General features: G+C 40.8%; 20 protein-coding genes. 10 read left to right on the top strand and 10 right to left on the bottom strand.

Going from position 1 to position 19,783, the window contains the following annotated elements; all coding sequences use genetic code 11:
• Positions 1-89 precede the first annotated feature (89 nt).
• From NFU46_RS14245 to NFU46_RS14235, 3 genes are all read left to right on the top strand, one after another.
• Positions 90-1,661 (top strand): cation:proton antiporter family protein, encoded by a 1,572-nt coding sequence (locus tag NFU46_RS14245; RefSeq protein ID WP_251602664.1) that lies wholly within the window; start codon positions 90-92, stop codon positions 1,659-1,661.
• Between the two features lie 286 nt (positions 1,662-1,947).
• The gene (locus tag NFU46_RS14240) at positions 1,948-2,229 is read left to right on the top strand and encodes a hypothetical protein (protein ID WP_054561872.1); all 282 of its coding nucleotides are present in this window, start codon (positions 1,948-1,950) and stop codon (positions 2,227-2,229) included.
• Positions 2,230-2,365: 136 nt separating this feature from the next.
• Positions 2,366-2,581 (top strand): DUF3820 family protein, encoded by a 216-nt coding sequence (locus NFU46_RS14235; protein WP_062564309.1) that lies wholly within the window; start codon positions 2,366-2,368, stop codon positions 2,579-2,581.
• A gap of 112 nt (positions 2,582-2,693) precedes the next feature.
• Here NFU46_RS14235 and NFU46_RS14230 read toward each other — a convergent pair whose 3' ends face one another.
• The 6 genes from NFU46_RS14230 to ilvY all read right to left on the bottom strand — a co-directional run bounded on the left by NFU46_RS14230 (position 2,694) and on the right by ilvY (position 8,201).
• Positions 2,694-3,941: an ATP-binding protein gene (locus tag NFU46_RS14230; protein WP_251602662.1), complete on the bottom strand. Its 1,248-nt coding sequence runs from the start codon at positions 3,939-3,941 to the stop codon at positions 2,694-2,696.
• A gap of 6 nt (positions 3,942-3,947) precedes the next feature.
• Entirely contained in the window at positions 3,948-4,640 is a 693-nt protein-coding gene (locus NFU46_RS14225; RefSeq protein WP_251602660.1) for a response regulator, read from the bottom strand.
• 14 nt (positions 4,641-4,654) lie between these two features.
• Positions 4,655-5,041 carry a DUF3019 domain-containing protein gene (locus tag NFU46_RS14220; RefSeq protein ID WP_251602658.1) on the bottom strand — a complete coding sequence of 129 codons (387 nt, stop codon included), beginning with the start codon at positions 5,039-5,041 and terminating at the stop codon, positions 4,655-4,657.
• Between the two features lies 1 nt (position 5,042).
• Positions 5,043-5,876, bottom strand: coding sequence for a MipA/OmpV family protein (locus NFU46_RS14215; protein WP_251602728.1), 834 nt, complete (start codon positions 5,874-5,876; stop codon positions 5,043-5,045).
• A gap of 168 nt (positions 5,877-6,044) precedes the next feature.
• Positions 6,045-7,022: a GGDEF domain-containing protein gene (locus NFU46_RS14210; RefSeq protein ID WP_251602656.1), complete on the bottom strand. Its 978-nt coding sequence runs from the start codon at positions 7,020-7,022 to the stop codon at positions 6,045-6,047.
• 276 nt (positions 7,023-7,298) lie between these two features.
• The gene (ilvY, locus tag NFU46_RS14205) at positions 7,299-8,201 is read right to left on the bottom strand and encodes an HTH-type transcriptional activator IlvY (protein ID WP_175078966.1); all 903 of its coding nucleotides are present in this window, start codon (positions 8,199-8,201) and stop codon (positions 7,299-7,301) included.
• Between the two features lie 146 nt (positions 8,202-8,347).
• On the opposite strand from ilvY, the gene ilvC reads away from it, so the two are divergent.
• The 4 genes from ilvC (at position 8,348) to NFU46_RS14185 (ending at position 14,000) form a co-directional block, all read left to right on the top strand.
• On the top strand, positions 8,348-9,820 hold the full coding sequence (gene ilvC / locus NFU46_RS14200) for a ketol-acid reductoisomerase (protein ID WP_062564305.1): 1,473 nt from the start codon (positions 8,348-8,350) through the stop codon (positions 9,818-9,820).
• Between the two features lie 144 nt (positions 9,821-9,964).
• Positions 9,965-11,878, top strand: coding sequence for a methyl-accepting chemotaxis protein (locus tag NFU46_RS14195; RefSeq protein WP_251602654.1), 1,914 nt, complete (start codon positions 9,965-9,967; stop codon positions 11,876-11,878).
• Positions 11,879-11,962: 84 nt separating this feature from the next.
• Complete coding sequence (locus NFU46_RS14190; RefSeq protein ID WP_251602652.1) at positions 11,963-13,147, top strand: tetratricopeptide repeat protein; 1,185 nt, start codon at positions 11,963-11,965, stop codon at positions 13,145-13,147.
• The gene (locus tag NFU46_RS14185; RefSeq protein WP_251602650.1) at positions 13,134-14,000 is read left to right on the top strand and encodes a M20/M25/M40 family metallo-hydrolase; all 867 of its coding nucleotides are present in this window, start codon (positions 13,134-13,136) and stop codon (positions 13,998-14,000) included. Before NFU46_RS14190 ends, NFU46_RS14185 begins: the two co-directional genes overlap by 14 nt.
• Here NFU46_RS14185 and NFU46_RS14180 read toward each other — a convergent pair whose 3' ends face one another.
• A complete protein-coding gene (locus NFU46_RS14180) occupies positions 14,001-14,318 on the bottom strand; it encodes a GIY-YIG nuclease family protein (RefSeq protein WP_248527481.1) in 318 nt (105 codons plus the stop codon).
• 117 nt (positions 14,319-14,435) lie between these two features.
• Here NFU46_RS14180 and NFU46_RS14175 point away from each other — a divergent pair, with 117 nt between their 5' ends.
• Complete coding sequence (locus tag NFU46_RS14175; RefSeq protein WP_054551724.1) at positions 14,436-14,798, top strand: outer membrane protein assembly factor BamE; 363 nt, start codon at positions 14,436-14,438, stop codon at positions 14,796-14,798.
• Positions 14,799-14,839: 41 nt separating this feature from the next.
• Here NFU46_RS14175 and NFU46_RS14170 read toward each other — a convergent pair whose 3' ends face one another.
• Both NFU46_RS14170 and NFU46_RS14165 read right to left on the bottom strand, forming a co-directional pair.
• A complete protein-coding gene (locus NFU46_RS14170) occupies positions 14,840-15,166 on the bottom strand; it encodes an RnfH family protein (protein ID WP_055197025.1) in 327 nt (108 codons plus the stop codon).
• Positions 15,163-15,603 carry a type II toxin-antitoxin system RatA family toxin gene (locus tag NFU46_RS14165; RefSeq protein ID WP_054561884.1) on the bottom strand — a complete coding sequence of 147 codons (441 nt, stop codon included), beginning with the start codon at positions 15,601-15,603 and terminating at the stop codon, positions 15,163-15,165. The genes NFU46_RS14170 and NFU46_RS14165 overlap by 4 nt, the downstream gene beginning before the upstream one ends.
• Positions 15,604-15,736: 133 nt before the next feature.
• Here NFU46_RS14165 and smpB point away from each other — a divergent pair, with 133 nt between their 5' ends.
• Positions 15,737-16,216 carry an SsrA-binding protein SmpB gene (gene smpB, locus NFU46_RS14160; RefSeq protein ID WP_054551727.1) on the top strand — a complete coding sequence of 160 codons (480 nt, stop codon included), beginning with the start codon at positions 15,737-15,739 and terminating at the stop codon, positions 16,214-16,216.
• 265 nt (positions 16,217-16,481) lie between these two features.
• Positions 16,482-19,007, top strand: a complete 2,526-nt coding sequence (locus NFU46_RS14155; RefSeq protein ID WP_251602726.1) for a TonB-dependent receptor — start codon at positions 16,482-16,484, stop codon at positions 19,005-19,007.
• Between the two features lie 68 nt (positions 19,008-19,075).
• Here the strand turns inward: NFU46_RS14155 and NFU46_RS14150 are convergent, their stop codons facing one another.
• Positions 19,076-19,681: a peroxiredoxin C gene (locus tag NFU46_RS14150; RefSeq protein WP_054561886.1), complete on the bottom strand. Its 606-nt coding sequence runs from the start codon at positions 19,679-19,681 to the stop codon at positions 19,076-19,078.
• Positions 19,682-19,783 lie beyond the last annotated feature (102 nt).

Below are 19,783 nucleotides of genomic sequence, written 5' to 3'. Positions count from 1 at the left end.
CTTATTTTTTGAACTCTTACTGTCTGATATTGTTTTCCAACTACAAATATTTCGCTACACTTCTAACAAATGAAGTCAAAAGAAAAACTATGGAACTAATCTACTTTGCTACCGCGTTCGTTTGTGGCTTTGCTGTTTATCAGTTAAAGCTGCCTCCTCTTATCGGCTTTTTATTAGCGGGTTTTGCACTCAACCTATATGGATATAAGACAACCGAGCTGCTGAATACGTTGGCAAGCTTGGGTGTTACTTTATTATTGTTTAGCATTGGTCTTAAGCTCAAAGTATCAAACTTAATGAAACCACAAGTTTGGGCGCCCGCCTCAATGCATATTGTTTTGAGCAGTACGTTATTTAGTGGTTTTATGTTGTTGCTTGGTGCCCTTGCACTGCCACTATTTAACGAGCTTACTTGGCAAAGTGCATTATTAGTCGGCTTTGCTTTTAGCTTCTCTAGCACCGTGTTTGCCGTAAAAGTACTTGAAGAACGCGGTGAAATGGCTAGCCTCCATGGTAAAATCGCCATTGGTATTTTGGTTATGCAAGATATCTTTGCCGTTATCTTCTTAGCCATCAGCACAGGTAAAGCCCCTAACATTTGGGCTTTGGCATTATTAGTGGGTTTACCTATTTTACGCCCAGTGATGTTTTGGGTATTAAATCGCTCAAAACACGGTGAGTTATTACCCCTGTTCGGCTTTTTCTTTGCGCTGATTATTGGTTACCAGGCATTCGAATTTGCAGGTCTTAAAGGTGATTTAGGTGCGTTGATTATCGGTATGATGTTCGCATCGCATAAAAAAGCTGGTGAATTATCAAAGTCACTTCTTAATTTAAAAGACGTGTTGCTGGTTGGCTTTTTCTTAAACATTGGTTTGAATGCTGAGCTGACCAGCCATGCCGTGATTGTTGCACTCATCATTATTTTAGTTCTGCCTTTAAAAGTTGCACTTTATTATGTGCTAACAAACGCGTTTAAATTACGTGCTCGTACTTCATTATTAAGCGCGTTTAGCTTAGCTAATTACAGTGAATTTGGCTTGATAGTCTGCGCCGTTGCAGCCACCAGCAATATGATTACATCTGAATGGCTAGCCGTGATGGCTATCGCTGTGTCAATCACCTTTATACTCGCATCACCATTAAATAAACGCTCGAATGAAGTGTATGTAAAAATAGAACATTGGCTACTTAAATTTGAAAGCGACAGCCGTCTTTCAGAAGAGCTGCCAGTAAATCTAAATGACACTAAAATCGTGATCTTTGGTATGGGCCGAATTGGTACAGGTGCCTATGAAACAATCAGTCAAACTCACCCAAACCTTGTCGCTGGTATTGATATTAAGCCAGATGTTGTTGACAAACATATTAGCCGAGGCCGCCGGGTGTTACTTGCTGATGCCACTGACCCTGACTTTTGGCAGCGGGTAAACCACTCACATGTAGGTATGGTGATGCTTGCAATGCCAAAACACATGCAAAATATTTTTGCCTTAGAACAACTCCGAGCTTCTGGTTATGAAGGTCAAGTTACGGCGATTGCAAACTATCCAGATCAGCAAAAAGAACTAGAAGATATGGGGGTCGACTCTACTTATAACTTCTATTTAGAAGCTGGTAGCGGCTTCGCAGAGCATGTAAAACAAAAACTTTTCTCTTAATGTAAAAAATAATTCTCGGTACCTTTTCATGGTACTGAGAATTATTTTCACTGTATTCAGTTAGTTGGCTAACTAGTTTTCACGACAAGCCAAATCAGTCCCTCTATTGGGTCAAGCTTATTTACAAAGCTTTACATCCAGATTAGCAATCAGGCTAAAAAAAAGAGTAGAATTAATTTCAAGGTACTTAGCTAAGTATCTATTTTTAACACAAAAAAGTTTAACAGTGTGGTGTAGTACCGCTGTTTTTTAATTCAGCACTGTTAGATGGATTGAGGTTGTTTAAATGAAAAATAAGTTTACCAACGAATTTTTAGCAAACACGGATGACGCACGTGCTGGGAAACTTTCAGATATTCAGCAGCAACTTGATGAGTTACAAAATAATGGCATGACTGCAATGGATATCAGAACAGTGCTATTCAACAAGATGCTCGATGTATATCAAGTACCAAGCGATCATTTTCTTCGTGATGGTGAAACACCAGAACGAATCGACGACCCAGCTATTGTCGTTAAGCTAAATAAACTTGGCTTCACGAAAAAGCGTCGTCACCAGCTACACTAATAGCCGTAATTAATTAGTGGTTGTTATTCTGAGGGCCTACATCCCTCACTAAATAGGCTGTTTCTTGCCCGTCACAGCCTATTTTCTCTCCTCTTTTTACCGTATCATCTAACTTTAAAATTTCTTTGAGATAAAGATGGATACAGCTCAATTAAAACGCGCCATAAATACTAAAATGCCATTTGGAAAGTATGCTGGTCGCCCTTTATTGTTGCTGCCAGAGCCTTACTTAGTGTGGTTTAAACAGCAAGGATTTCCTGATTCCCAGTTAGGTGCACAGCTAGCAATGATGTATGAAGTGAAGCTCAATGGCCTTGAAAAAATGCTAATGCCATTATTAGATGAAAAATAATTAAACTTTTTTCGAACTTTTATAATTAAGTGCGGTCTATTACTTTGCTACTTGTTTATTTTTGGTTTTAATCTTTAAAAAGCGCCCTAGGCGCTTTTTTTATGCCTGCAATTTAAAGCGAGTTACTTTTAAACAAATGAATAGTAAATTTAGCTCCACCTAAAGGTGAATCACACACCTCAGACTGCCCTTGATGCCAACTAACAATTTTAGCAACAATGGCAAGCCCTAACCCAAAGCCGCCGGTTTTCTTGTCTCGGCTTTTATCTAAACGAGTAAATGGCTTAAATATACTTTGCCACTCAGATTTAGCGATCCCAGGACCATCGTCTTCAACACTTATTTGTATCGAATCATCCAACTCTTCTAGACTTACATGAATTTTATGGTTGGCGTATTTTTGTGCATTGCCTAATAGGTTTTGAATACAACGCGCCATAAAATGCTCGTCACACTCGTAGTAAAGCTGCTTAGGTGCAGTAACTGCTACCTCTATATCAGTAGCAAACTCGAGTTTATTCACCACACTATTGGTAAGCGCTGTTAGGTCACAGGAACGGGGCTTTAAGCTTGGTTGGTGTGAATCAAGTCGTGCGTATTCAAGCATTTCTGACACCAGTGCTTCAAGCTCTGCAATATCAGCCTGCATGTTATCAATGTATGTATACGACTTTTCATTCTCGATTTGCTCTTCGAGCATAGCAACAGCAAACTTTAAACGCGCAAGGGGTGTTCTAAACTCATGAGAAACGGAAGAAGTTAGCTCTTGCTGCGCAGCCAGTAGATACTGAATACGCTCTTGCATCGCGTTTAAAGTATCAGTAATCGGCAGAAAAAAAGATTTAGAAGCATCGTGAAGCTCAAAGTCTTGCGCCCCTCCTACAGCTTCACAGGCGAGCGTCAATTTATTAAAGTCTCGCCAAAGTAACAGGCTCCAAAGTCCAATTGGCAGGCCAATCACGGTCAGTAATAAAAAGTAAGGCCAAACGGAGCTAAAGTTGGGGTTTTCAATAGAAAGTGGGCCTACTTGCAAAAGCTGAGTGTTATTGAGGGCTATGTACCAAACGACTTTTTGCTCTTGGTTAAACAAATATAGGTAGTGGTCAGTTTGCAGCTGCGTTTTTAGGTCACTTGGTAAAGCAAGGTCGGTGAGGTTAATTATCTCGCTTTCGAATTCTTGTTGGAGTGTCGCTAAGCCATTTTCAGTTTGGCTTAATAACCAAAGAGATTTACCAAACTCTTGGTCTAAGGCTATTTGCTGTTGCGTTTCTTCGTAGGGCCATAACTGCTCTATGACCCCACTAACTAGAAACAGAGAAACTATTATGTAAAGATATAAGCTTGCAAATAGTTTCCCCATTAATTATTACATATCCCAAGCGTCAGATACGAAAAGGTAACCCTGTCCCCAAACTGTTTTAATTCGGTATGGTTTATCACTGTTATCACCTAATTTCTTACGGATACGCGATACACGTACGTCAACGGTTCGGTCTAAACCATCATATTGACGACCAATCATATGTTGATGGACATGCTCACGACTTAGCACTTCACCTGCATTTGACGCAAGCAACCAAAGCAGCTCAAATTCATGAGAAGTCAGTGTAATTTCACTGCCTTTAAGTGTAACAATGCGGCTAGTTTTATCAATGGTTAAATCGCCAAAGCTAAGCTCTTCTGGCGCTTTGTTTGCAGCTTGACCGCGACGTAACAAGGCATTGATACGTGCTAACAATACACGAGGTTCTGCAGGCTTAATTACATAATCATCTGCGCCAAGTTCAAGGCCAATCACTTGGTCAAAGTCTTCACCTTTAGCTGTCAGCATTAAGATAGGTAAGCTAAATTTATCACGTACCTGACGGCATACGCTAAAGCCATCTTTACCCGGTAACATGACATCTAAAATCATTAAATCAACTGGGTTGTTTTCTAGGTATTCAAATACTTCGTCGCCGCGTTCAAGGACCGCAACATCCAACCCATTATGTTGAAGGTAATCACGTGTTAACTGCTGTAAGCCGAGATCATCTTCAACAAGTAAAATCTTTGCCATTGGTTGCTCCTGAATTAAAAAAAGCTCCACGGTGAGCGTAACCTACGCCTCGTTGTTTTTGCTTCGGTGCTTTGCACTTCGACTTTTGCGGTCGCGATTTTGCTCCCCGTGTGCGAATTGACTAAGGAGTATATTGTTTCAACCTGAACCCGCGCTTTATGGCTAAATAGCCCTTTCTTGCTGTTGTTCCAGCATTGAATTTGTTGGTTATTTTGAAACAAACACAGATCTTGAGGTTGTTTAGTTTGCCAGCTGATTTTTAATTCAAGATCACAAAATTCGTGCTGTTGTAATACAACACACACTTTTGGCGAAATGTCGAACTGAGTCGCTTGCGCATGGCTTGGGGTAGCCCAAATAACAGCAGCAAACACACACAGACTAAAAACAAAATACTTCATATTAAAAAATATGATTGAATCCTATAAATGCAGTCATCGAATACGTGTGTTCAAAAAGCGGACTGTCATCCACGGCTGAGTAGTCATAATATGCTAAATGAAAACGAAGAGAGTTGGTCTCACTCAGGGGCCAACGGGCGTCGATTTTAGCATAAGGTTGCCAGCTACTGCCAACATCAATTTCCCCATATGAGGACTCTTTAGCCGATAAACCATAAAAATAATCATTTAGTCTGGCTGATTTGTACCAAACCCCAAGGCTAGGTGCGACAGATAGGTTTCCTATTCGGTGATGTGACTGCCATTGTAAGGCACTACGCAGACCTTTATAAACACCTGAAACATCGGCTAGTGCTTGTAAAGAAATCACATGATTATTCTGAATATAGTGATAACTGATACCTGCATCTAGGGCCCAGCGTCTTTTTTTAATATCGTTCGTAGATACTGACTTTTCTGCCAGTTCATTACTGGTAGTCGATTCAACAATAAAGCTATTCGATGTTTGCAGTGCAAAAACATTGCTTGGGTGAAAATCTATAAAGAAGCGAGTCTCAGGGTTGAACTCGGTAACAAAATTAACAACATGAGTATCGCTTTCTTGGAATGAATAACCTAAACGGCCATTATCAAAGAACCATTTTTCACCATAAAATGCGATTTCAGGCATCACAATTAATGGTAAGTTATCACCACCATGAAGCGGGTTCGTGATCACCCCAGCTCCCGTATTAATACTTAGGTGCCACTGCTGGGTATCAATCTGTTGATTTGCCACACGGCTTTCACGTTCAGTGCGCGTTGAATCATCAGCGCTTGCTTGACTCAATAACATGCCAAACAAGGCATACACCGCTGCGCACATCCTGATCGTTTGAGATTTCATTGTTATTTTACGACCAAAGAGGTTTTTGCAATAAGACCATAATATCAAGATGTGAACAAACTGTCGTTGCAAGGTTACAACTATTCACAAATTTGATACATATATCGATTAAGTTTGTTACTCTTCGACGATTTCGATGCGATTACGACCGTGCTCTTTGGCTAAATAGAGTGCTTTATCAGCTTTTGCTATGAGTTTTTCTGGGTTACTAGTTTTAGCTTTTATAGCAATACCAAAACTGGCAGTGACTTGGCTTAACACCTTATTAGATTTAGGGTCTTTGATTTGTAATTTGGTTACAGCTTGACGAAGTTGCTGGGTAAAGTTAGTCATGTCACTGATACTGGCAAACTGTGCGGTGAAGCAAAACTCTTCACCACCATAACGATAGGCCTGACCAACACTAGATACATGTTTAAGTAGTTTTGCTGAAACTGCACGCAAAACTTGATCCCCTTTTTGATGGCCAAAGGTGTCGTTAAATTGTTTAAAGTGATCGATATCGACCATAGTAAGAACGGCGACTTCGGCTAGGTTATTGGTTTGACAAAACCTCGTGATATCTTCATCAAATTTACCGCGATTATATAGCCCTGTAAGTGGATCTTTTTCGGCTTTACTTCTAGACCTAACAAGCTCTTGTTTCAATTCTGTAATTTCAGAGTAAGCCAGCGCAAGCTGATTTTGAAAATCTTGTGCACGGCTTTGTAAAGCTGCTGATTCATCACTTAAACGCTCTACACAATCAAGTACATCATCAAAACCACTTTCTTGGCTTATATCAGCTGTATTTAGCTTTTCTCGGCATTCTTGTAGGGCTTCGTTAAAATCTGCTGAATAACTAAGTGCTTCATTGATATCTTGATGCACCTTACCAACAACATCATTAAAGCCACTCGAAAGCTGATAAAAAAGAGCTAAATCATCTCTAGATAAGTATTTGTTGAAAAGTTTTTTTGCCTGCTCATGACTGCAGGTATTGTATTTTTTAATAATACTATCAAGCTCTTTATTTAAGTCTTGATTCTTTTCACTAACATAGCAATACCAAAGCGCATAATTAAGCGGTGAAATTGGCATTTTGTATTTTACCATTAAGGGAATTGCGAGCTTCAAACAATGGCTCGAGTAGCTTAAAGAATGTTCGGCTTGCGCTGAAAGTATCATGAGTCTAGGCCATGAAAATTTTATTATTTTAATTAAGTTAACAACACAAAAAGAAAAATCAATGAAAAAGGATTTTAGCAGTGTAAAACCAGTAAAAAACACGAAACTTTTTTACAAAAACCAATACTAAATAACTATAAAGAATAGACCATTTGTATCAACATAATATTGTTGACTATAAAGTAGCAATTACGAGAAAGTAAGCTAAATTGCTTGCTGAGTAAGCGATTGAGCAATACTCCAAATGGCGTTGAGTGCCGGATCATGGCGCTCTTTATTTAAAACAGCTAGGCCAATTTCAAATCCAGCAATAGTCTGCTCCGCATCACTCACTATTTGTACTTTATCTTTAAGTGGGCTGTTATCCAATACAATTTTGGGCACCATGGCAATACCTAAACCTAAGCTCACCATAGAAACCATGGCTTCGTGGCCTGCAACCTGCGCGTATATACGGCCATGAATATTTTTTTTACGCCACCACTGTTCAAGACGTTGCCTTGATAACCCCTGCTCAGCAACGATAAACTCTAAATCTGACCAATCAATTTGTTCATTAGCAGAAAGCTTTTCGCTGATCGGGCATGCTATTTTTGGTGCAATCAGTACTAATGGTGAGTAACCAACGCTGGTAAAGGCTATTTGCCCCGGTAACTTCATAGGTTTTGCAGCAATTGCCATATCTTCATGGCCATCTAAAACACGATTAATTGCAAGAGCGGGATCACCTGTATTGAGGGTAATTTCAATATATGGATGTTGCATTCGCAGTTGCTCAAGTATTTGGTGTAAAAAACTATATGAGGCGGTTACCGAGCAATAAATACTGACATTGCCATAAACATGCTGTTGCGGCTCTTGCACATTAGCCTTAAAACGATGCCAGTTAGCCAGCGTCGCATTAGCGTACTCAATAAATGACTCACCCTCGCGGGTTAATTTGACGGTGCGATTGTCCCGATTAAACAGCACTACCCCAACCTCTTCTTCAAGTTGCTTGATGTTGCGGCTCAAAGTTGGCGCACTGATATGACAAAGCTCACTGGCTCTGGCAAAGTGCAGCGTCTTAGCTAACGCCAAAAAGTAATTAAGATGTTTGTGATCCATATCGCTACCATTTCATTTTATGAAACACTTTAATTCAAATATATCATTTTACGCAAGGTAAAAAATTGCATAGTGTTAACACATACAAAGAACACTACGTCGGTTCTTTGATTTTCTAACAAAATTGTATTTATAGGACACTAACAATGGCGAATTATTTTAATACTCTTCCTTTAAGAGAGCAGTTAGCGCAATTAGCGCAGTGTGAATTTATGGACCCAGCAGAGTTTGCTGATGGTGTAGACGCTTTAAAAGGGAAAAAACTCGTTATTGTCGGTTGTGGCGCACAAGGCCTTAACCAAGGTTTAAATTTACGTGATTCAGGTTTAGATGTTTCTTATACACTTCGTGAATCAGCGATTGCTGAGCGTCGTCAATCTTTCTTAAACGCATCTGAAAATGGTTTTACTGTAGGCACTTATGAAGAGCTTATCCCAACAGCAGATGTTGTATTAAACCTAACGCCTGATAAACAACATACGGCTGTTGTAACTGCCATCATGCCGCTAATGAAACAAGGTGCAACACTTGCTTATTCACACGGCTTCAACATTGTTGAAGAAGGCATGCAAATCCGTGAAGACTTAACAGTAATCATGGTTGCACCTAAGTGCCCTGGTTCAGAAGTACGTGAAGAATACAAACGTGGCTTTGGTGTACCAACATTAATTGCCGTTCACCCAGAAAACGACCCTCAAGGCCATGGTTTAGCGCAAGCTAAAGCATATGCAGCAGGTACCGGTGGTCATCGTGCGGGTGTACTAAAGTCATCATTCATTGCAGAAGTTAAATCTGACTTAATGGGTGAGCAAACGATTCTATGTGGCATGTTACAAACAGGCTCACTACTTTGCTTCGACAAAATGGTGGAAAAAGGCATTGATGCAAGTTACGCATCAAAACTAATCCAATACGGTTGGGAAGTGATCACTGAAGCGCTTAAGTATGGTGGCGTGACAAACATGCTTGACCGTTTATCAAACCCAGCAAAAGTGAAAGCATTTGAATTAAGTGAAGAGCTTAAAACAATTATGCGTCCACTTTATAACAAGCACATGGACGATATCATCAGCGGCGAATTCTCTCGCGGTATGATGGCTGACTGGGCTGAAGATGACGCAAAATTACTAGCATGGCGCGCAGAAACTGCCGAAACTGCATTCGAAAAGCAACAAAATACCGACCAAGAGATCAGCGAGCAAGCATTCTTCGACCAAGGTATTTTAATGGTTGCAATGGTTAAAGCAGGTGTTGAACTTGCATTCGAAACCATGACTGCGGCAGGTATCATCGCTGAATCTGCTTATTATGAATCACTACACGAAACGCCGCTTATCGCAAACACCATTGCTCGTAAGAAGCTTTTCGAAATGAACCGAACTATTTCAGATACTGCAGAGTATGGCTGTTACCTATACAACCACGCGTGTTTACCGCTGCTACAAGACTTTATGAAAGACATCGACACTGATGTGATTGGTAAAGGACTTGATAGTGCTAGCAACCAAGTTGATAACCAAACCTTAATTGCCGTGAATAAAGCACTACGCGAGCACCCGGTTGAAATCATTGGTAGCAAGCTACGTGGTTACATGTCAGCAATGAAGAAAATTGTTTAACCCTGGAAAGTAAGTTTCGCTTGTTAGAAACCAAGCCCAATTGCTTATATGCTTTGGGCTTTTTTTTTGTCCCTACATTGATTCGTCATCTGTAAAGTGTATGCTAAAATTACTGACTTAAATGTTGTAAACTAAGACACTTTCATGGCGTTAAATCAACTCACCATTACTAAAAAAATTACTCTGCTTGGCAGTTCAATTGCCCTCATTGTTGCTGCGTTAATCGGCGCAACAGCGATATACAGTGCAAAACAAATCATCGAACAACGAATGATTGAATCTGAATTACCTAGCAAACTTCAAGCAATTGATAACTATATTACTCACGATATAAATCAAATGATCAGTGCAGCTGAGCAACTCTCTAGTAACGAATTTGTATTAGAGTGGGCGCGTTCAGGTAATACTGATGATAAAACACTGCTAAAAGAACTTAACCGCCTTGTTAAGCAATACGATTTAGCAACCGCTTCGTGGGCTAATCGTGAAACTGCACAATATTGGAACCAAGACGGCTTCTTGCGCGTTTTAACGCAAGAACAAGATGGTTGGTTTTTTGCGTTTACAAACACCGCACAGCCTTTTTCTATCAGCATCTATCAAGAGTCACCGACTGATGTGAAAATGTTTGTAAACCACCAGCAAACCAACGGCATTGGTTTAGCAGGTCTTGCTAAAAGCATTGACGATATGCAGGCTATGCTGCAGCGCTTCCAAATCGAAGAAACCGGTTTTGTATTTGTTGCCGATAAAAACGGCCTCATTCAGCTGCATAAAGATGAGAACAAAGTCGCTAAAGCTAAGTTGGATGACGTTTATAAAACGGGTATCACGCGTACTCTGCAAACGCAAAGCGACTTCAATTTACAAGAGATTGTTCTCAACGGTGAAGCAACCTTAGTGGCTGCAAGTCCAATTAAAAACACCGATTTATTTGTTATTGCCCAAGTGCCTAAGCACGAGGTATTTTCGAGTATTCAGGTTTTACAATGGCAAATCATCAGCTTTGCAATAGTCATTGCGCTAATTGCAAGTTTTGCTGGTTTAGTGCTTGCACGCACGCTTTCATCGCCGCTGTCGAAAATGGCTGAGTTATTCACCCGTTTAGGCTCTGGTGATGCTAACTTAGCATATAGACTTCCTGATTCTGAGCAGCCAGAACTTGCTAACTTATCTGCAGGCTTTAACCAATTTATCTCTAAGATTGAAACTGCAATTAGCCAAGTAGCTCAAGAGAGTAGTGAAATCAGACAAAGCGCTGATCATGTATTTCAGCAAGCACAGAAGAACTCAGAAGCGCTTGATAATCAAAAAGAGCAAACTATCTCGGTTGCTGCGGCGATTAATGAAATGGGTGCGACAGTGCAAGAAATTGCCTCAAGCGCAGCGAACACGGCTAAGCTTACTGAGAATAGTAAGCAGAACACTGAACAAAGCCATACTCAGGTAACGCAAAGTAAAGAAGCGATAATAGAGCTGGCATGTGATATCGATAATATCACCGAGCAAGTAAACGAGCTGGCCAACAAAACGCAAGCCATTGCCAGTATTGTTGACTCTATCAGGGGTATTTCTGAGCAAACTAACTTGTTAGCACTTAATGCGGCGATTGAGTCTGCTCGTGCGGGTGAGCACGGCCGAGGCTTTGCTGTTGTAGCAGATGAAGTAAGAGCACTTGCAAATCGCACTTCACAATCAACAACTGAAATTCAAACTATGATCAGTGAACTTACCAGTACCTCTGATTTAGTGGTTAATCATATTAATCACTCAAAATCACAAGCTCAATTAAGCGTTGATGCAATGCAGAGCTCTGTTGAATTACTTAATGCCATTAACGATGCTGCCAATGAAATAAACGATATGGCAACCTTAATAGCAACTGCGACCGAAGAGCAAAGTAATGTTGTGGCAGATGTCGGTCGCAATATTGAACAAATAAGTGACATTAGTGACAACGTCATGCGTGAACAAATTGACAGTGAACAAGCAATCAAAGACTTAGCGAACAGTGCGCAAACCCTTGATGACCTTGTTGCGACATTTGATAAACGCTGACACGTTTTGTAACAGTTAACCCTGACCCTTTTTCATTCACGGCCTATACTTAAATGGTATTAGGCCATGATTTAAGAGGGTCAGATGAAATTATCTAGCATTGTTTTAGCCTCAAGCTTTTGCTTATTAACAGCGTGTAGTAGTACAGAAAATAACACCGCTCCCCCACCATTTGCTTTGACGCAAAGTAATACGTTTACTCAAACCCCAGTTGAAACTCAACAAGAGATTTTTGCATTAAGCGAACATGTTAAAGAGCAACTTGATAGTGCTTTTCCAAAAGACAGCCGTTCATTGCAAAGCACTAAACGTTTGATGAAGTTCCTGTTGCAAAATGGCGATGCGTCTTTATCTTATCAATCTGGTGCGACCTTAACCGCTAATCAAGCCTACTCAAATTTAAACGCCAACTGTTTATCGTTATCGATTTTAGCCTATAGTCTTGCTGACTACCTTGGCCTTGTAGGACAATTTCAAAAAGTGCATATCCCAGAATATTGGGCACTTGATAATGGCTTTAATTTACTCACAGGCCATATCAACTTAAAAGTAAGTGAAGCTCAAAAACTTGTGGTAAATAGAAAAGTCATTTACCCAGAAGAGCGCTCTTTAGTAATAGACTTTGACCCTAACAGCCGCCAAGAAGCGTTTAAAACTAGCAACATCAATAAAGCCCGCATCACAGCAATGTTTTATAACAATAAAGGTGCAGCTGCGATGCTAAAACATGATTATGATACTGCTTTTAGCTATTACAAGGCGGCAGTTGATATTGATAGCAACTACTCAGGTGCATGGGGCAACCTTGGGGTATTATTCAGATTAACAAGTGACTATCAAAATGCTGAAACAGCCTACCAATACGCGATTAGTTTAGATCCTGACAACAACACCGCATTAGGCAATTTAGCAAGACTTTACAATCTGACCGATCGTAAAGAGCAAGGTCAAGCTATATTAGCCAAGCTTGATAAAAAGCGCCAAGCAAACCCGTATTATCATATTTCTTTAGGAAATGACGCCTATACAACCGCCCGTTATCAAGATGCCTTAAAGCACTACAAAAAAGCCCGTGACTTAAATCCAACCCTGCATGATACTGATTTTGGTTTAGCGAGAACCTACTATCAATTGGGGGACTTAAAACTGGCTAAAAAGTATTTAACTATGGCAAACAATAAAGCAGACTTTGATCATGATAAACAGCGTTACGAAAGTAAATTACAAGCGCTTCGCTCGCATACTGCAAAGCTTATTGATTACCGCTAGTGCTTTACTGATAAGCACTGGGCAAGCATTTGCCAATACAGACTTAGAACAAGACATCATAACGCTAACATCGCCTCAATTGGCAGGGCGAAAAACGAATACCGAGGGCGCGAAATTAGCCGCCGACTTCATAGTAGAGCGCTTTATAGCTCTTGGCTATTCTGTTAATGAACAAAGTTTTACTTATCAACCAGGATTCTTTAGCAAGGCTACTGGGCGGAACATTATTGCGTCCCAAAATAGCCGCTGTGAAAACTGTAAAAAAGTTATTTTTACTGCCCACTATGATCACCTAGGGCAAAAAGGCAGTCGGCTTTATCCTGGTGCTAATGACAATGCCAGCGGCGTTGCCGCTTTACTTTATTTAGCTAAACACTTTGCACAAAGCACCCAGCCCTATCAATTAGTTTTTGTTGCAACCGACGCGGAAGAGAATGGTCTGCACGGTAGCGAGTACTTAGTATCGACACTTAATAAAGACGAAATCAAACTTAATATTAATTTAGATATGCTCGTTGTGAACCCACGAAAACCGCGTATCTATGCGTTTTTAGATAAGCAATCACTAGCGCAATATCAAACTGACATTAAAACCCTATCTGATAAGCAGCTAACCTTTATGGCAACTAGCTCGTCAGCAAGGCTGAATCGATTATTTGATCTCAAAGTTGATTGGCGCAGAGCAAGTGACCATTATTCGTTTGCTAAAGCGGGGATCCCTTATATTTACTTTGGCATCGGACACGATAAACATCATCATCAAAGCACCGACACGACGGCGCACATCGACTTTACATTGTTCGAATATGCCATGGCGAAAATAGCCCTATTTATTGAAAAGCTTCCAAGTTAGTTATTTGGGTAGTTCAGAGGTTAAAACAAACTGCCTTTTTTGTGCTTTGCTGAGCTTTTTTACGCTTATTTCAAGTTTAGTTGCTTCACTACGATTACCTACCTGCTGTTGATAGATAAGTGTTAAAGGTCCCTTGCCTTTAAGGTTTTTAGCCCCTTTTCCCGCTTGATGCTGCATAAAACGCTTTTCAACATTAGTGCTGATCCCAGTGTACCAATGACCTAAACGTGTTTGCACTATATACAAATGCCACAGAGTCTCTGAATTTTCGTTGTTTTTTATAGGCTGCTGTAAACTTTCTGGGTTTGCTGTGGTCAAATCTGTGCCTCGTGATTGTTAATCGCATTTCAGTAAAAACAATTACTGAAAAGGGTTTTACCTTCTGTGACTAATCGGTATCATGCAGTGTATAAAAAATAAGGATTCAAACAAATAATGCAGTCGTTTAAAACTTTTTCTTTTTGGTTAGTACTTACCCTTACTTTAAGTGCTACAGCAGGGTGTTCAAGCTGGGTTTACCGAATCAACATTCCTCAAGGTAACTTCTTAGAGCAATCAGATGTAGATAAGCTTCGTGTAAATATGACTCGCGAGCAAGTACTGTATGTACTAGGCAAGCCAGTAGCTGAAGACTCATTTGATAAAAATACCTGGCACTACCTGTACGTATTCAACCTTGGTCGTAGCAACGAGCAACGTAAGTCACTCACTATTAACTTTGAAAACGATAAGCTTGTTTCGTTGTCGGGAGACTATGAACAACCTAGCGAATTTAATACGCCGCTTGAACAAGAGTAATAGCAGCGCAAATTATTAAGGGTAGCCTAAGCTACCCTTTTTTATGCTTTATTTAAAGGGCGACCGCCCGTCACTTTGTTGGCTCGGCCCTCTTCTTTGGCTTTTTCAGCCCGGCGTCTGCGTGCATCCTTTGGATCAGCAATAAGCGGTCGATAGATTTCTATGCGATCGCCATCTTTTACTTCTTGATGCAGTTTACAAGTACGATTCCAAATCCCAAGCGTTAGATTATTTGCGTCTATTTCTGGGCACTTATCAATAATACCCGACTTAATCACCGCTTGCTCAGCTGTAGTACCTACTGGCACTTCTACCAGCAAACTGGTTGCCGTTGTTGGTAAGGCAAAAACCACTTCAACAGTGATCATGGGCGAACTCCATATACAGTTTTAGCGCGTTGTGTAAATGCATTAACCATGTTCTTAGCGACTTCGTTAAATACTTTACCGAAAGCCATCTCAATAAGTTTACTAGCAAATTCAAACTCAAGGTGAAGCTGAACTTTACATGCTTTATCGTCCAGCGGTAAAAAGTGCCATTTACCTTGCAGCTTTTTAAATGGGCCATCGACCAAGCGTAGTGCAACAGTTTGCTCATCAATAAAGGTATTTTCGGTAGTGAACCACTTTTTTAAACCCGCTTTTGAGATCTCTAAACTGGCCGTCATGCCACTGGCTTGTTGTGTGACGATTTTAGCATCAGAGCAATGTGGTAAAAACTCTGGATAAGCATCAACATCATTCACTAAATCAAACATTTCTTTGCTGCTGTACATTACCAGCGCACTTTTTTCTATTTGCGGCATATTCACTCCCAACTTTGTCGGCGAATTTTAGCAAGCTTTAGCTATTTCCCCAAATTTTAGTAACACGAAAATATCTGCAAAGCCTTAAAAAAGCGATGTAAAAACGCTGTTTTTCCGTATAATATGAGCCACTATGGCTAAGAAAAAATCATCTAAATCGACAAGTAATACCATCGCGCTTAACAAAAAAGCGCGTCATGAGTATTTTTTACACGATAAGTTCGAAGCAGGGGTTGAACTACAGGGCTGGGAAGTAAAAAGTATCCGAGCTGGTAAAGTAAACATCTCTGAGACTTATATTCACATTAAAAACGGCGAAGCATTTTTACTTGGCAGTCAAATTCAGCCTCTCAACAGTGCTTCTACTCACGTAATTTGCGATCCTTTAAGGTACCGTAAGTTACTTTTAAATAAGCGTGAAATCGATCGTCTTATCGGTGCTACAGAACGCGAAGGTTTTTCATTAATCGCGACTGCAATGTACTGGAAAAAATGCTGGGTGAAGTTGGAGTTCCACCTTGCTAAAGGTAAAAAGATGCACGACAAACGTGAAGACGGAAAAAATAAAGATTGGGCGCGTGAAAAAGAACGCCTGATGAAACATAAAGCTTAATTTATGAAATGAGCCTAACCTTTTTGTTAGGCTCGTACCCCCTACCAGTCCTGACCCTTCCCACTTAAGAACTTTAGCCCTTTAATAAACCCATACTTTTTTGCTATTTCATTCACCACCATTTACATGGTATCAATCTTTGTTGTGATTAATTCACAATACTTTCACAATTATACAAGGATTGAAATATATGAAGAACACCCATCGCTTTATACAACGACCTCTCTATGCATTTACAGTTGCAGCATTAACAGGCACAAGTTTTATGTCTGCTGCTGCAGAGTCAGACGGAGCTGAAAAGGTCGAGCGTATTGAAGTTACAGGTTCTCGCATCAAGCGCTCGGATATTGAAGGGCCATCACCGGTTCAATCAATCAGTCGTGCAGACATCGATAACATGGGCTACGACAATCTACAACAACTATTAGAGCGTATGCCTGTTGCCGGTAATGGTACTTTTTCTACTCGTGGTAATAACCAAGACTCTACAGCCAATGGTGCTGCTGCAGTTAGCCTTCGAGGCTTAGGCTCAGACGCTACATTGGTACTTATTAATGGCCGTCGTGTATCTATTAGCGCCTTTGCTGAGAGCATTACCAATTCGTTTGTTGATATCAACTCAATTCCTGTCTCTGCAATTGAGCGTATCGATATTTTAAAGGATGGCGCATCAGCTATTTATGGCTCTGATGCAGTTGCAGGTGTAGTTAATATTATCTTAAAAAAAGATATTAACGGCCTAGAAGTAAACCTTGGATATGGTGGCACTGACGGTCCTAACTACGAAGAAAAAACAGCAAGCCTAGTCTGGGGTACCAGTACAGAAAAAAGCAGCGCATCAATTATTATTGATTACTTTAACAACACTGCACTCTCTTCTGATGAGATGGGACGTTTAGGCACAGCAAACCAAGAACCATACGGTGGTATGGATTTTCGCTCATCCCGTGGCTTCCCAGGCTACTTTTATGTAGATGGCGAAAAAACCATTGATCCAGCCTGTCCGGCAGAAAATGCAACTGCCAGTGGCAGCTGCTTATTTGACTACGGCCCATTTGGTTATGTAACCCCAGCATCTGAGCGTGTTGGTGCTATCTCACAATTTGAATACAACTTCGACAATGGTATTTCAGCTTTCTTAGAAGTTGCAGTACAACATAATACGTCGCAAGCTGCAGGTGCACCGACTCCTCTTGATGAAGATGCAGGCCTTACAGTGCCAGCAAGCCATCCTAACAACCCGTTTGGCCAAGACATCGAAATTGGTCGCTACAGAACGGTAGATGCCGGCCCTCGCCAATGGGATATTGAATCAGATACGCTGCGATTTGTTGCGGGCCTAAAAGGTGAGATCAGCGACTGGAGCTGGGAAGCAGCAGTTCAAAAAGGTCGCAGTAAATCAATGCAAACCGGTGACAGAAGCCAAGGTTGGGTGCGCACTGATTTCTTACAACAAGAAATCGATGCAGGTAACTATAACCCATTTGGTGGCACCTATAATGACCAAGCAGTTATTGACCGTATCACGACAAGCTTAGTGCGCCGTGGTGAGTCTCATATGACTTCATTTGATGCAAATATCAGTGGTGAAGCATTCAGCTTTGGCGATGATGTAGTAATGATGGCTGCTGGTATTGAATACCGTGAAGAAGATGTGAGCGATATTCCAGACGACCAATTCCAACGTGGTTTAATCTTTGGTACTGAGTCTGTATCAGCCGCTGCAGAACGCGACCAATACGCAGCTTATATTGAGTTTTCAATTCCTTTAGCAGATAACCTAGAACTGCAATTAGCGGGTCGATACGATGACTACAGCGATTTTGGCTCAACAACAAACCCTAAAGTAGCTGTTCGCTGGGCACCAACTGATTCAATCACTGTTCGTGGTTCGTGGGCTCAAGGTTTCCGCGCGCCTTCACTGGCACAAATTGGTTTAGGTCCGTCGGAAGAAAGTCAATTCTTTGTAGATACTTATCGCTGTCAGGCAACAGGACAGGATTGTAACGCTCTAGATTACAATATCCAATTTGCGGGTAACCCGAACCTTGAAGCTGAAGAATCAGAGTCATGGAATGTGGGTTTCATCTGGGCACCAACCGCTGAATTTGGTTTCGGAATCGATGTATGGAGCATTACCCAAGATAATAAGATTGACGAACAAGAGTTCGGCCCTATCTATGATAACAACTGTAATGACCAAAACAGCACTGTGTGTGTGCGTTTAGCTCCACAAAATGGTCAGAGTTTAGGTGTAATCCAAAAAGTTTACAGCACCTTTGAAAACGTCTCATCGCAAGAAGTATCGGGTGTCGATGTATCGGCTAACTACACACATGCGATGAACGATTACGGCTTCTTAAAATTCAATTTAGAATGGGCTTACCAAAACGAATTTAAGAAAGATGGCCGTGATTACACTGGCGAGTATCGTTATCCTGAAAACCGTTGGATTTTCTCAACAAACTGGGAAATGGGTGACTTCAACACTAATGTGAACGTTAGTTACACTGGCGAGTTTGAAGATACGCCAGATATCGACTTCGATGGTAATTTAGACTTTGATAGCAACACATCACGTATGGTTGATTCACAAACGCTGGTTGATTTACAGACTGCGTATAACTTCTCAGAGAAAATCAAACTTTCTGTGGGTGTGAATAACGTGTTTGATGAAGATCCTCCGTTTGCAATCGGTGATGGTGATGGCGACTTATATGGCTATGTATCAAGCGTACATAACCCACGTGGTCGTTATTTCTATACTAAGCTAACAATGCGCTTTAACTAATCTCGTTGAGCTTAAAAACAAAAACCCGCCAATTGGCGGGTTTTTTAATTCTTTAACTAAGGCCTAGATTATAGGTCGCCTTCGTTTTCAGAAAGGAACTTAGCAACACCTGCAGGGCTTGCGTCCATACCTTTTTTACCTTCAGTCCAACCAGCTGGACATACTTCACCGTGCTCGCTGTGGAACGCTAGCGCGTCAACCATGCGGATCATTTCGTCGATGTTACGGCCTAGTGGAAGGTCGTTAACTACTTGGTGACGTACGTTACCTTCTTCATCGATTAGAAAAGAACCACGGAAAGCAACACCTGCTTCTGGGTGCTCAACGTCGTATGCTTGACAGATTTCGTGTTTAACGTCTGCAACTAGTGCATATTTAACTTGACCAATACCACCGTCAGCAACGGCAGTGTTACGCCATGCATTGTGTGAGAATTGTGAATCGATAGAAACACCGATTACTTCAACGCCACGCTTTTGGAACTCTTCAAAACGCTTGTCGAAAGCGATTAGCTCTGAAGGACAAACGAAAGTGAAGTCTAACGGGTAAAAGAAGATAACTGCTTTTTTACCTTTGATAGTTTCTTTTAGGTTGAAGTTTTCAACGATTTCACCGTTACCAAGAACAGCTGCTGCAGTAAAGTCTGGTGCCTGACGGCCAACTAATACACCCATTTTTATCTCCAAATATTTGAGTTTATTTCCAATTGCCTATGCAATACTCACTTAGATATGGTTACTAAAAATCAAAAACCAAGAGTAAGTATTGATAATTTG

This window comes from Pseudoalteromonas sp. NCCP-2140, from assembly GCF_023708065.1.
In the GTDB taxonomy this organism is placed as follows: domain Bacteria; phylum Pseudomonadota; class Gammaproteobacteria; order Enterobacterales; family Alteromonadaceae; genus Pseudoalteromonas.
The sequence above is the reverse complement of the archived record's forward strand: the minus strand, read 5'-3'. Positions and strand labels throughout refer to the sequence as shown.